This window comes from Pokkaliibacter plantistimulans (assembly GCF_003194385.1).
Taxonomy (GTDB): domain Bacteria; phylum Pseudomonadota; class Gammaproteobacteria; order Pseudomonadales; family Balneatricaceae; genus Pokkaliibacter; species Pokkaliibacter plantistimulans.
Genome location: NZ_LAPT01000055.1, coordinates 55510 through 69234 on the forward strand (window position 1 = coordinate 55510; position 13725 = coordinate 69234).

The 13725-nt window shown below is 57.3% G+C and carries 12 protein-coding genes; 8 read left to right on the forward strand and 4 right to left on the reverse strand.

The annotated features are described in order from the left end of the window. Positions 1–5: 5 nt before the first annotated feature. Positions 6–1667, reverse strand: a complete 1662-nt coding sequence (gene mdcA / locus WH50_RS12350; RefSeq protein ID WP_110187580.1) for a malonate decarboxylase subunit alpha — start codon at positions 1665–1667, stop codon at positions 6–8. A gap of 174 nt (positions 1668–1841) precedes the next feature. Between mdcA and WH50_RS12355 the strand changes: the two genes are divergently transcribed. Continuing rightward, positions 1842–2192 carry a hypothetical protein gene (locus tag WH50_RS12355; RefSeq protein WP_110187581.1) on the forward strand — a complete coding sequence of 117 codons (351 nt, stop codon included), beginning with the start codon at positions 1842–1844 and terminating at the stop codon, positions 2190–2192. Positions 2193–2382: 190 nt separating this feature from the next. On the opposite strand, the gene WH50_RS12360 is transcribed toward WH50_RS12355, so the two are convergent. The 3 genes from WH50_RS12360 to WH50_RS12370 all read right to left on the reverse strand — a co-directional run bounded on the left by WH50_RS12360 (position 2383) and on the right by WH50_RS12370 (position 4808). After that, on the reverse strand, positions 2383–2658 hold the full coding sequence (locus WH50_RS12360) for a hypothetical protein (RefSeq protein ID WP_110187582.1): 276 nt from the start codon (positions 2656–2658) through the stop codon (positions 2383–2385). An 89-nt stretch (positions 2659–2747) separates the two neighbouring features. Beyond that, on the reverse strand, positions 2748–3620 hold the full coding sequence (locus tag WH50_RS12365) for a DUF5677 domain-containing protein (RefSeq protein ID WP_110187583.1): 873 nt from the start codon (positions 3618–3620) through the stop codon (positions 2748–2750). Between the two features lie 261 nt (positions 3621–3881). After that, positions 3882–4808: a LysR family transcriptional regulator gene (locus WH50_RS12370; RefSeq protein WP_104151655.1), complete on the reverse strand. Its 927-nt coding sequence runs from the start codon at positions 4806–4808 to the stop codon at positions 3882–3884. Between the two features lie 344 nt (positions 4809–5152). Here WH50_RS12370 and WH50_RS12375 point away from each other — a divergent pair, with 344 nt between their 5' ends. From WH50_RS12375 to WH50_RS12405, 7 genes are all read left to right on the forward strand, one after another. Then, on the forward strand, positions 5153–6703 hold the full coding sequence (locus tag WH50_RS12375) for an ABC transporter substrate-binding protein (protein WP_104151656.1): 1551 nt from the start codon (positions 5153–5155) through the stop codon (positions 6701–6703). Between the two features lie 174 nt (positions 6704–6877). Then, positions 6878–7795, forward strand: a complete 918-nt coding sequence (locus tag WH50_RS12380) for an ABC transporter permease (RefSeq protein ID WP_104151657.1) — start codon at positions 6878–6880, stop codon at positions 7793–7795. An 11-nt stretch (positions 7796–7806) separates the two neighbouring features. Further along, positions 7807–8715: an ABC transporter permease gene (locus WH50_RS12385; RefSeq protein WP_104151658.1), complete on the forward strand. Its 909-nt coding sequence runs from the start codon at positions 7807–7809 to the stop codon at positions 8713–8715. Positions 8716–8733: 18 nt separating this feature from the next. Next, positions 8734–9726, forward strand: coding sequence for an ABC transporter ATP-binding protein (locus tag WH50_RS12390; RefSeq protein ID WP_110187584.1), 993 nt, complete (start codon positions 8734–8736; stop codon positions 9724–9726). Further along, on the forward strand, positions 9726–10559 hold the full coding sequence (locus tag WH50_RS12395; RefSeq protein WP_110187585.1) for an ATP-binding cassette domain-containing protein: 834 nt from the start codon (positions 9726–9728) through the stop codon (positions 10557–10559). Before WH50_RS12390 ends, WH50_RS12395 begins: the two co-directional genes overlap by 1 nt. Before the next feature lie 285 nt (positions 10560–10844). Beyond that, positions 10845–12266, forward strand: a complete 1422-nt coding sequence (locus WH50_RS12400) for a M20 family metallopeptidase (RefSeq protein ID WP_110187586.1) — start codon at positions 10845–10847, stop codon at positions 12264–12266. A 161-nt stretch (positions 12267–12427) separates the two neighbouring features. Continuing rightward, positions 12428–13651 (forward strand): M20 family metallopeptidase, encoded by a 1224-nt coding sequence (locus WH50_RS12405; protein WP_207780285.1) that lies wholly within the window; start codon positions 12428–12430, stop codon positions 13649–13651. The last annotated feature ends 74 nt before the right edge of the window (positions 13652–13725 follow it).

The window sequence follows — 13725 nt, forward strand, 5'->3', positions numbered from 1 at the left end:
CCTCCTTACCAGCTGCGGAATTTGGCGGGCGGCTGATACAGGCCACCGGACCAGTTTTGCAGCTCACCGATGCTTTTGGCTGCCAGCAGATTGCGGCTGGCATCGGCACGGCGAATACCAAGATCTTCGGGGTAGGCCACCAGCCCTTCCTCACGCAGGCGGGCGGTTTCCTTCGCATCCTGTTGCAAGCCAATGGGGGTTATCCCGGCCACGGCGGCAATCATGGCGCGGCGCTCATCCGAGCTGCTGGCCTTGTAGAGGTAGGCGATGCCGTCTTCGGTCAGCACGTGGGTGACGTCCTGCGCATAGATCATCACTGGTGCCAGTGGCATCTGATAATCACGGGCCATGGCCAGCGCATCCAGCTCTTGCACAAAGGTGGGCTTGTTGCTGTCCTGAAAGGTTTCCACCATCTGCACCACCAGCTTGCGGCCTTTGCTCAGCAGCGAGTTGTCGGTGACCATATCCAGCCAGGCTTTGGAGGCATGACGGCGGCCACCGGGGTCATGGCCCATGTTCGGCGCGCCGCCAAATCCGGCCAGACGGCCACGGGTGACGGTAGAGGAATGGCCTTCGCCATCCACCTGCAGGGTCGAGCCGATAAACATATCGACGGCGTACTGACCGGCCAGCTGACAGAAGGCGCGATTGGAGCGCATGGAGCCGTCGCGGCCGGTGAAAAACACATCCGGGCGGGCGGCGATATAGTCTTCCATCCCCAGTTCCGTGCCGAAGCAGTGCACGCTCTCGACCCAGCCTGACTCAATGGCCGGGATCAGGGTGGGATGGGGGTTCAGTGTCCAGTGGCGGCAGATCTTGCCTTTCAGCCCCAGTTGCTCGCCGTAGGTGGGTAACAGCAGCTCGATGGCGGCGGTATTGAAGCCGATGCCGTGGTTGAGCGACTGCACCTGATGGCGGGCATAGATACCGCGAATGGCCATCATCCCCATCAGCACATGCAGCGGAGTGATCAGGCGTGGGTCACGGGTAAACAGCGGCTCGATAAAGAAGGGCTTGTCGGCCTGTACGATAAAGTCGACCCAGGAGGCGGGCACATCGACGCGCGGCAGATCGCTGACATCATCGACAATCTCGTTGACCTGAAAGATCACGATGCCATCACGGAAGGCGGTCGCTTCCACCAGTGCCGGAGTGTCTTCGGTGCTGGGGCCAGTGTAGATATTGCCCTGACGATCCGCCTTGAAGCCTGCCAGCAGCGCCACCTGCGGGTTGAGATCGACAAACAGGCGGGCATACAGCTCGATATAGGTGTGGATGGCGCCGATCTCCAGCAGATCATCTTCCAGCAGCTGGCCGATGCGCAGGCTTTGCGGGCCGGAGAAGGAGAAGTCGAGCTTGCGGGCGATGCCTTTCTCGAACAGATCGAGATGCTCAGGGCGGCCGACGCTGGGCATGATCAGATGCAGATGGTTAACCACTGCCGGGCTGACCTCTGCCAGCGAGCGGGAGAGAAAGTCCGCCTGCTTCTGGTTGTTGCCTTCCAGCACCACCTTGTCACCGGGGCAGATCAGACGTTCCAGCGCCGTGACAATATCGGCCGTGGGGATAATCGGGCCACTGGCCAGATCGCTGAGGCGTTGCAGGCGTCGGTTCTTCTCCTGACGCCGGGTTTGCCAGTTGACTGGCGAAGCCATGGAGGCGTGCATGGTGTGTCCTCAAGTAGGGTTATTGTTTTTTCCAACACCCTAGGCCTGCGGAGCAGGGGCATCAATCAAGCTTGAGGATAGATCGTTACTCTGAGGGTAATGGTTGGGGGAGAGGAAGCGGTAATAGTGTTGTAATGTGGGCTAAAATGTTTTTCGAACACGGAGGAGGGATACATGAGTCAAGTTTGGAGAGAAGTCGCTGACCCAAGAAAGCATAGAGATTACATGTCTACCCGGAATGAGGGCGGAATCTCAATAGAGGTTCCTAAAGATAATTTGCTTAAACAGTGGGTATATTTCGCTCATGTGTGTAATTTCACTTTTCAGTTTTCCAGTATTGAACAAGTGAAAATGTGCAGGGAATATTTTTTAAAAAAGACCCATCCCTCGACAAGAGAAATAGGGCATGATCTTGAACACTATTGGCACTTTTGGTTTTCTAAATTACCCAAAGGAATAAAAAGAAAAAAACAAAGAGAGATGATTGTCAGAGCACTGGATGTAATTCTTGCTAATTGGAGTTAGCAAATATTTTTATTTTAGATTTTGAATCATGGTTTTAATTAATGGACTGCTTTTTTCTGATGATTAATACTTCGCTCAAACCTCGCTTTTGACACCGCTAAGCAGGTAAAAGTGTTGGGTTGAGCGATTTGGAGGAGGCTGCATTGTTTTGCTGCTGTAGTAAATTTTAAGCAACTTGTTATATGTTTTCTTACCTTTTTCGCGTTTTAAAAGCCGATACTATGCAGTTCCATAGTCTTGGGTTGTTAGATTCTGTCTTTTCTTTAAGCTCTGCCTTCAATTTTCCGATTGCTTTGTTTTTTCTATCAATGTCTTTTCTTTGCTCCCGTAGCTTGCCCACTCTTTTTTTCTTGTCAAGTATTAAATTTCGGTATCTATTCTGAAGCTCCCTGATTAAAGTTCGTAGTTCGTCGTTTGTTAAAGTATCGTCAGGATTTTTAAGTAGAGGATCTTTATCTATGCTCATCTGAAAGCTCTATATTATGGCAACGCTAATGAAAGACAAAAGAGCAGCTTGCGAGCTCTCACTTGCAGCAGAATTGCTGAGTCTCATTTCTAAGGTACCTGTGGAACGCCAGCTGCTTTGGCAATGCTCTGTATAGCCTGCTCAAGGGAGCTTTTTTGTTTTCGTAAATCTCCGTTATCTTGTCTCCCGTAAGCCATCACACAAGCAGCAACCGCATCAACGAAAAACGTGGAAGCAATGCGGGTCATCATCGTTGAGTAGGCCCATGCTTCTGAAGCCATTTTGTGCTTTTGGGAAGGAGATGCATCCAAAGCCAAAAGCCAAAGTAAGGTGTCTTCACCAGTAAGGTGACTAGCGCCACTTAGACGGTGGTAACTCTCGTAGTAGTCCGTCTTTCGGCCCATTGCCTCGAAACGGTAAAAGAGTGCTTTTGGCCATTCTGTATTTTTTTCGATTGGTTCGATGGAACATTGACTTTCGATGTGATCTACGTATAGGTGTAGCGTGCGAATTAATTCACTCCTCTCGTTAATCATTACAGAAATATTCTCTGCATAAGATTTGCTTTGAATTGCGCCCTTCCATTCCTTTAACTTTCGCTCATGTTCGTTTAACCAAGAGCGAAAAAAATGAAGGAGCGTACTCGACGTACCGAATGTTGCGAGGTACATAACATTTATTGAGCCCTCAACAACGGTCCTTGCAAGTACTTCAGCGCTTGCAGGAGATCCTGTGGCCATGGCAACAAGCATACCCTCTGAATGTTCAAAGACTCGTCCCAGAAGGTTGAGAAGGCTATGAATTCGAAATCCCGACTTTTTATCAGCGGGATCCAGTTCCCCAAGGTAGCCAATGGCAATGCGCTCTGCATCGTAGATAGCATCGGCGGCCACGAATACGTCACGAAGATCTGCCTTAGGAGCGATTTTAAATTTTTTTCTGAAATATGCCAAGTTGTTCATGTAGTTGTAATTCCCCCTGTGCTTACATTTTATTCTTGACTGAATGCGACTTATTATATTTCACCTCTATAGAAGGCATGGCTCTAGTAATGGAAGTTATATTGTATTTTTCCAAATTTGATTTTTTCAGATTTTGTATTCTTGATTTTTATTTTTGGTAAATATTCTAATAAAAGATTTTTCTATAATGAAGAAACACAACTAGAAAATGATAAATATGGCCAGCGTTAGTGTATTCGCATACTTTTTCCATTTCGGCCCCTAACTCCCCTCATCCTCCTTCCCCGGCATATGGGTAATCAGATAATCCAGAAAGGCTTTAACAGCGTGGGGCAGGGTGCGGCCGCTTAAGGTTTGCACTTCGATATTGCGCACATCCATACCACGGTCGCGAATACGCACGGCGCTGACCTGACCGCTGGCAATCATATGGCGCATGGAGATTTCGCCCGCCAGTGACACGCCGCCGTCAAAGGCGGAGAAGCGGTTCAGGGCCGCCATGTAGTTACTGACCAGGGCGGGCTCAAACAGCAGGCGCTGGCGGCTGCAGCAGATGTCAAACAGCTGGCGCACGGTGGTGTCCTGCTCGGGGACGGCGATGGGGTAGGGCTGCAGTTGCGCCAGTGACACCGTCTTACGTCTGGCCAGCGGATGCTGCGGGTGCAGCACCGCGTAGATCGGCGAGGGCTGGCGGTAGGCGACGTGAATATCCTTGGCCGGGGTGAGGCTGAAGGTAATGCCGATATCGGCGTCACCATGGCGAACGCGGCGCGATACTTCCGCCGGTGCGCTGACGTTGATATGAAAATGGATCCCTTCGTGCTCACGGCGGAAGTCGGCAATGCTGAAGGGCAGGAACTCCATGGCGAAGCCCTCCGAGCACGACACTCTGACATGGCCGCGATGCAGCCCCTCCAGCGCCTTGATTTCCGCCACTACCCGGTCTGATTCCAGCGCGGTCTTGCGGGCATGGGCGGCGAGCAGTTCACCGGCGGCGCTCAGCATCATGCCGCGCGGGCGGCGCTCAAACAGCACGGTGCCGAGTAAATCTTCAAGGCTGGCAATCTGTCGGCTGATGGCGCTGGGCGCCACATTGAGACGGGTTGAGGCCTCGCTGATGGAGCCGGTGCGCGCCACTTCGAGGAAGTAGCGCATGGCGGTATCTTGCAGCTGGGAGGCTTTGTTCATGGCATCTGCACACCTTTTTCAGGCTGTTGTAATCACATTTTCACAATCTGCGCGGGTTGCTCTCACCGCGTTAAACAGTCCTTCGGACGGCTGCTTCAGGCAATCAAGACGCCGCTTTCTCCGCTCTTTTCGCCTTGTCTGGCCTCGGTTTGCGCGATTGTGTACAGGTTTGAGGGCGGGCACGACGGCCCATTTATACCCTGCTTTATCACGCCATAGCTTTGCTTTTTCGGCAACGACAGTTTGCGAATATTATTATTGTGGCAATGATTTTCTTGGCATAGGTTGAAAAGCAGTTGCAGTACTTCGCTTGCTTTTGGATCCGGTAAAAAAGGAAATGCCTTATGCCTACGCCATGCTTTGCCTTGTCCCGTCCGCGCCTCGCTTTACTCAACACCCTGCTGGCCTGTTCCCTGACGGCACTGTCAGGCGCTGCGCTGGCCAACAAGGCTGACGATACCCTGGTCTACGCCTCTGACAGCGAGCCTGAAAACGTCAGCCCCTATCACAACAACCTGCGCGAAGGGGTCATTCTGGCCCATCTGGCATGGGATACCCTGCTGTACCGCGATCCTGCTTCCGGCGACTACAAGCCCATGCTGGCCACCGACTGGCAATGGGAAGACCCGACTCATCTGCTGCTGCATCTGCGCAAGGGCGTGACCTTCCATAACGGCGATCCGTTCACTGCCGACGATGTGGTGTTTACCTTCAACTACGTCACCTCGCCCGATTCCAAGGTGGTAACCCGCCAGAACACTGACTGGATCGACCATGCCGAAAAGGTGGATGACTTTACCGTGCGACTGGTGCTGAAGAAGCCATTCCCGGCGGCGTTTGAATATCTGTCTGGCCCGACGCCGATCTACCCGGCCAAGTACTTCCAGAAAGTGGGTCTTGAAGGGTTCAGTAAGGCGCCCATCGGCACCGGCCCTTACAAGATCACAGCCGTGCTCAGCGGTCAGGGCGTCAATCTGGAGCGCAATGACAACTACTTTGCCGACAGCCCCATCGGCAAGCCTGCCATTGGCAAGCTGAAGTTTGAGGTGATTCCCGATGCGGATACCCGCATTGCCCAGCTGATGACCGGCGCGGTGGACTGGATCTGGCGTGTGCCGTCGGATCAGGCTGACTCGATGAAGAGCATGCCCAATCTTGAGGTGCTGAGTGGCGAGACCATGCGTGTCGGCTATCTGGCGCTGGATGACCGTGGCACCTCGTCGCCTGATTCACCGTTCAAGAACGTGAAAGTGCGTGAGGCGATCAACTACGCCATCAACCGTGATGCGCTGGCGAATGAGCTGATTCGCGGTGGCAGCCAGCCGCTCTATACCCCCTGTTTCCCGCAGCAGTTTGGCTGTGATACCGAGGCGGCGGTGAAGTACCCCTATGATCCGGCCAAAGCCAAGGAGCTGCTGAAGGAAGCGGGCTACCCCAAAGGCTTTGAGACTGACATCTATGCCTATCGCGAGCGTGATCTGGCCGAGGCGATGATCGGTGATCTGCGCAAGGTGGGCATCACCGCCAAGCTGCATTACCTGACCTATGCGGCGCTGCGTACCGAGCAGCGTGCAGGCAAGACGCCCATCGTATTCCAGACCTGGGGCTCGTTCTCGGTGAATGATGTGTCGGCCTTTACCTCGGTCTACTTCAACGGTGGCGCCGATGATCAGGCGCAGGACCCGCAAGTGCAGCAGTGGCTGGCAGCGGCGGATACCTCCATCGACCCGGCGGTGCGCAAGGAAAACTACAGCAAGGCCATTGCACGCATCACCAAGGAGGCCTACTGGGCACCGATGTTCTCCTACTCCAGTAACTACGCCTTCAATAACGAGCTGAACTTCAAGGCCTATGCCGACGAGTTGCCACGCTTCTATGAGGCCAGCTGGAAGTAACAACCTGCTTCGCGAGTGATTAGCGGAGCGATGGCACAAGACCTGCTGAGAGGTTGATGCAGCGTGGTCTTGTGCGGTGACTGGCACCCAGCCCCACTCTGACAAGAGGAAACTGAGCCGGATACGAGGCGGTAGTGATACGGCCTCAGTACCCGCAGGTAAAGGAGTGAATCTATGTTGGCGTTTGTTGTGCGTCGATTGTTGGTGGCGCTGAGTGTCGCCTTCACGGTATCCGTGGTCAGCTTTATGCTGCTGCACCTTTCTGGTGATCTGGCGACGTCCATTGCCGGTCCCGAGGCCACCGCTGAGCAGGTGGAAGACATCCGCAAACAGTTCGGGCTCGATCAGCCTATCGTCATGCAGTATCTGCACTGGCTGTGGGATGCACTGCACTTTGATTTTGGCCGTTCCTACTACTTTCAGGACACGGTGATGGGGCTGATCGGCGAGCGCCTGCCCATTACCCTCACTCTGGGCGGCATTGCGCTGGCCGTCGCCACTCTGATTGCCATCCCGCTTGGTGTGCTGGCAGCCATCAAACAGGACACCTGGATCGACCGGCTGGCACTGCTGATCGCGGTGATTGGTCAGGCCATGCCCAGCTTCTGGTTTGGTCTGGCGCTGATCGTCATCTTCGCTGTCAATCTGCACTGGCTGCCCGCGGGCGGCAACGCTACCTGGCAGCACTTTATCCTCCCCGCCATTGCACTGGGGTATTACGCCACCCCGGCGATGATGCGTCTGACCCGTACCGGCATGCTGGAAGTGCTGGGCTCTGACTATATCCGTACCGCCCGGGCCAAGGGCCTGAATGAGCGCACGGTGATCTTCAAGCATGCGCTGCGCAATGCGGTGATCCCTGTGGTGGCACTGATGGCTGTGGAGCTGGGCTTTATGCTCGGTGGCTCGGTGGTAATCGAGTCGGTGTTTTCCCTCAAGGGGCTGGGCCAGCTGGCCTGGGATGCCATCGCCCGCAATGACTATCCGGTGGTGCAGGCCGTGGTGCTGATTATCGCCGTGTTCTATATCGCCCTGACTTTCCTCGCCGACGTGATCAACGCCATGCTTGATCCACGCCTGCGTGTTCGCTAGGAGGACTGACCATGTCACAGCCTGCTGTATCTCTGTCGCCTGCGACCTCCCTGTTACCCGTCGTTCCCGAGTGGCGGCGCATGCTGAACCGGGTGCTGGGCCATCATGGCCTGACTCTGGGCGCTGCCGTACTGGGCCTGATTGTGCTGGCGGCGCTGTTCGCCCCCTGGCTGGCACCTCATGACCCTTATGCGCAGGACGTCAGCCAGCGCATGATTCCGCCGATCTGGCACGACAAGGGCACCTGGGATCATGTTCTCGGTACCGATAAGCTCGGTCGCGATTACCTCAGTCGCCTGCTTTATGGTGCACGGATTTCCCTCACCATCGGCTTGGTGGCGGCCCTGATCTCCGGTCTGATCGGCACCACGCTGGGCGTGCTGGCCGGTTACTTCGGTGGCCGGGTTGATGCGGTCATCAGCTACATCATTACAACCCGACTGGCCCTGCCGGTGATTCTGGTGGCACTGGCCATGGCTTCGCTGGTGGGTGGCTCGCTGCAGGTGGTGATCATCCTGCTGGGGCTGCTGCTGTGGGACCGCTTTGCCGTGGTGGCACGCTCAACCACCCAGCAGCTGCGCGATGCCGAATTTATCGCCTCGGCCAAGGTGCTCGGTGCGTCTACGCCCTACATTCTGGTGCGTGAGCTGCTGCCCAACATCCTCAGCTCGCTGATTGTGGTGGTTACGCTGGAAATGGCCCACGCCATTCTGCTGGAGGCGACCCTGTCGTTCCTAGGCCTGGGTGTACAGCCACCGCTGCCTTCCTGGGGGCTGATGGTGGCAGAAGGGAAGGCCTACATGTTCTTCCAGCCCTGGGTCATCGCCGTTCCCGGTATTGCCCTGATGATTCTGGTGCTGGCCATCAATCTGGTGGGTGATGGCCTGCGGGATATGAATGCACCGGAAGGTCGCAACTGACCTGATAAGGAGAACGTCATGAGTGTATTGCTCGATGTGAAAAACCTGCAGGTCGATCTGCCGACCGCCAATGGCATGCTGCACGCGGTGCGCGGGATCGACTTTCAGGTCAATCGTGGCGAGATGCTGTGCATCGTCGGCGAGTCAGGCTGTGGCAAGTCGATGACGTCGATGGCGCTGATGGGCTTGCTGCCCAAGCGCGCGCAGTGTACTGCCGAGCGTATGGCCTTTGATGGCACCGATCTGCTGACGCTGTCGAAAAAGGAGCGCAATCAGATTCGTGGCATGCGCATGTCGATGATCTTTCAGGAGCCGATGACCTCACTGAATCCGTCTTACACCCTCGGCAACCAGCTCTGTGAAGGCATTCTCAAGCACAAGAAGATCAGCCGCAGCGAAGCCCGTGAGCGGGCGATCTATCTGCTTGAACGGGCCGGCGTCCCGTACGCGGCAGAACGGCTGGAGCAGTATCCGCATCAGCTGTCTGGCGGTTTGCGCCAGCGGGTGATGATCGCCATGGCGCTGATGTGTGAGCCTGACCTGATCATCGCCGATGAGCCGACCACGGCGCTGGATGTGACCATTCAGGCGCAGATACTGCGGTTGATCCGCGAGTTACAGCAGGAATTTGGTACGGCGGTGATTTTCATCACCCACGATCTCGGTGTGGTGGCGCGGATCGCCGACTGGGTGGCGGTGATGTACGCCGGTCAGGTGGTGGAAACCGCGTCTGCCCGGCAGCTGTTTTCGTCACCGGTGCATCCTTATACCCAGGGGCTGCTGAACTGTATTCCGGTGCCGGGGCGCACTGCTCCCGGTAGCCATCTGCAGGCGATTCCCGGCGTGGTGCCCAGTCTGGTGGGCGAGCTGCAGGGCTGTGCTTTCCGTAATCGCTGTGATCGTGCCAGTACCGAGTGCACCCGCAGCCAGCCGCAGTTGATCAGTGTTGACGGCGGGCAGCATCAGGTGCGCTGCCCGGTCATGACGCAGCAATGGCAGGAGGCAGTGTGATGCCTGATTTCGCTCTCGAACTGTGTGGTTTGTCACGGTACTTCCAGCTGAAGAAAGGGCTGTTCAAACCGGCCACCGTACTGAAGGCGGTGAACAATGTTTCGCTGCGCATTCCTCCCGGTCAGACACTGGGGCTGGTTGGCGAGTCCGGGTGCGGTAAGAGCACGCTGGCCAAGATGATTCTGGGGCTGCTGCCGCCCAGTGAAGGGGATGTACTGATCAATGACAAAGCTATTGATCTCAGTGATCGCCTGGCGCTGGCCAGACAGATCCAGCCGATCTTTCAGGACCCCTATTCCTCCCTCAACCCGCGCAAGACCATCGAGCAGATCATCCGCCTGCCGTTGCAGCTGCACGGGGTCGGGGATGCCGCCAGTCAGCGCAGGGCGGTGAAGGACATCAGTGATCTGGTGGGGCTGCCCGAGCGTTTGCTGCGTCAGTATCCCGGCCAGCTGTCCGGTGGTCAGCGTCAGCGGGTGGCTATCGCCCGGGCACTGATTCTCAAGCCGGCCATTCTGGTCTGTGATGAGCCGACCTCGGCGCTGGACGTGTCGGTGCAGGCTCAGATTCTCAATTTGCTGCTCGATCTCAAGCAGGAGCTGGGGCTGACCTATCTGTTTATCAGCCACAACCTCGGCGTGGTCGAGCATCTGGTCGACAAAGTGGCGGTGATGTATCGCGGCCAGATTGTCGAGCAGGGGGACCGTGACGCCATCTTCCACCATGCGCAGCATCCTTATACTCAGGCGTTGCTGTCATCGGTGCTGACGCCTGAGCCGGGGTTGGGGCTGCCGGAGTTGCCTGACAGCAGTCAGTGGGCTCAGGCCTCCTGAGCCGGTGGGCGATCGGCCACACGGCGTTGAAAAGATCTTCGGAGTGCACATTCAGGCTGACTGAACTGTGCTTCTTCCGTTCTTTTCGCTCTGTCTGGCCTCGGCTCGCGAGGTCGTGCTAGATGCGACAGAACACGCTCTGAACATTTCCTGACGTTGAATACGCCCTCCCTCTGGCAGGCCGCTGTCTGCCGGGGTTGGGGGAGCTTTGCCCTCATTGCGTTGTGACGCAGTACATTTTGAAGTAACAAAAACTGCCCGTTGCGGGTAGCTAAGGAGTTTGCCATGAGTCGCCAGCAGGCCATCCAGGCCGTGGAAGCCTACTTTGATGATGGTCGTTTCTTTACCGATCTGAACGAGCGGGTGCGTATCAAGAGCGAAAGCCAGAACCCGGAAAGAATTGCTGAACTGCATCGTTACCTGCACGAGATCATCGTGCCGCAACTGGAGGCACTGGGCTTTCGCTGGCAGCTGGTGGACAACCCGGCCGCCACGGAGCATGAGAAAGCCTGGCCGTTCCTGCTGGCTGAACGCATTGAAGACCCGGCCGCGCTGACGGTGCTGACCTACGGCCACGGCGATGTGGTCCGCGGCTATGACAGCCAGTGGAAAGCGGGCCTGTCACCCTGGGAAGTGGTGGTGCAGGGCGACCGCTGGTATGGCCGTGGGACGGCAGACAACAAGGGCCAGCATACGATCAATCTGGCGGCGCTGACGCAGGTGCTGGAGCAGCGGCAGGGCAAGCTCGGCTTTAACGTCAGGATCATTCTGGAGATGGGCGAGGAGTCCGGTTCGCCGGGGCTGGGTGCGGTGTGTGCCACTTACAAGGAGCAGTTGCAGGCCGATGTGTTTATTGCTTCCGATGGCCCCCGACTGGGTGCGGATCATCCCACGGTGTTTCTCGGCTCGCGGGGCTCTTTCAACTTCGATCTGACCGTCAGGCTGCGTGACAGCGGACATCACTCCGGCAACTGGGGCGGGCTGCTGAGCAATGCCGGCACCCGGCTGGCCCACGCCTGGGCATCCATGGTTGACAGCAAGGGGCGCATTCTGGTGCCGGGATTATTGCCGGACAGCCTGCCGCAGTCAGTACGCGATGCGCTGAAGGACATCAGCGTTGGTGGTGGCCCCAATGACCCGGAAGTGGATCCGCAGTGGGGAGAGCCGGGGCTGACCCCCACCGAGCGTGTATTTGGCTGGAATACGCTGGAGATGCTGGCCTGCAAGACCGGTAACCCGGAGGCGCCGGTCAATGCTATTCCCGGGCTGGCGTCGGCCCATTGCCAGATCCGCTATGTGGTGGGCAGCGACAGTCAGCACTTTATCGAGCACATCCGCGCGCATCTGGATCAGCATGGTTTCACCGATGTTGAGGCAGCCGCCCACGGTATGACGCAGATGGAGGCAACCCGGCTTGATCCGCAGGATCCGTGGGTGCAGTGGGCCTTGTCGTCGCTGGCACAGACCACCGGTAAGACGCCGGTACTGTTGCCGAATCTCGGTGGCTCGCTCCCTAACGATGTGTTTGCTCATATCCTCGGCCTGCCCACGCTGTGGGTGCCGCACTCCTATCCGGCCTGCAGCCAGCATGCCCCCAACGAGCATGTGCTGGCACCGGTCTGCCGGGAGGCGCTGCAGATCATGGCGGGCCTGTTCTGGGATCTGGCCGAGCAGGGCGAGGGTATCCGCCAGCAGCGGCAGCAGTAAACGCGACGGTGCTCCGGTTCCCCATCAGGCAGGTGCTGGTGGGGAACCGGGTAATGTCATGGGGCAGTTTTATTGACTCGACAGGGTAGCTGACTTGGCGTCAGATACAGTCTTTCTAATCCTCTCCTCATTTTTCATCTGTTCTGACAAGGAGCACTGCGATGACTTCCCTCTTGGCCGCCGAACCCCAGCAGCAGGGTGAGCTGTCCCGGCTGATGGCCGCCTGTGCCGATCAGGTTTGCGACTGGCTGGCGGGTCAGCAGCAGGCCATGATCGACTGCCTGCAGGCGTTGGTGGATACCGATTCCAACAGCTATGACCGCGATGGCGTCAATGCCGCCGGTGCGCTGATTCAAAGCTGGCTGGAAGCGGATGGTATCGAGTGTGTCTGGCACGCCAACGAGACGTACGGCGATGCGCTGGAGGCCCGCATTGGCGGGGGCCAGCAAGCGCCGGTGCTGCTGATGGGCCACCGCGATACGGTGTTCCCTAAAGGGACGGTTGAACAGCGGCCCTTTACCCGCGAGGGCATGAAGGCCTTTGGCCCGGGCGTGGCGGATATGAAGTCGGGGCTGGTGCTGAACTGCTTTGTGTTACGCGCCCTGCATCAGCTGCAGCAGCAGGGGAAGATGGCAATGCTGCCATTTCCGGTCGTGGCCCTGTTTACGGGCGATGAAGAAATTGGCTCGCCCGAGGGCCGGCATACTATTCGGCGGGTTGTCGAAGGCGCTCGCGCCGTCTTCAATGCGGAGCCGGGGCGCATCAGCGGCAATGTGGTGTCGGCCCGCAAAGGCGGCGCCAGCTTTGAAATCCAGGTACAGGGCAAGGCCGCGCATTCCGGCGTCAATCATGCCGATGGGGCCAGCGCTATCGGTGCGCTGGCTCATATCATTACTGCCCTGCACGGTCTGACGGACTACGAGGCAGGTGTCACTACCAACGTCGGTCTGATCTGCGGTGGGATGTCATCCAATACCGTGGCCGCCAGTGCTACCGCCAAGCTGGATCTGCGCTTTGTGACGCTGGAGCAGCGCGACCAGGCCTTTGCCCGGATTGAGGCGATTGTGGCGGCGGAGCATGTGCCGGGCACTTGTGCCAGCCTGATCCTGAAGTCGGAGTTTTCACCCTTTGAGGCGCGCATGAGTGAGCAGTTGCTGGCGTTGTACAAACAGCAGGCCGCAATCGTCGGATTTGCCGTTGATGGTGAGTTTACCGGGGGCTGCTCTGATGCAGGCTTCACCTCATCCATGGGGGTACCGACACTGTGTGGCACCGGGCCAGTGGGCGCGAAAATGCATACCGATGCGGAATTCTGTCTGCTCGATACCTTCGTCCCGCGGGCGCAGGCAGTGGCTCGCTCGGTATTGATGCTGGCGGCTGACTGACGGCAGGTTCACTTTTTTCAGGCAAAAAAAGGGCCCGGCGGGGGCGCCGGGCCAAGATGCGAGTAAGTCGCTCT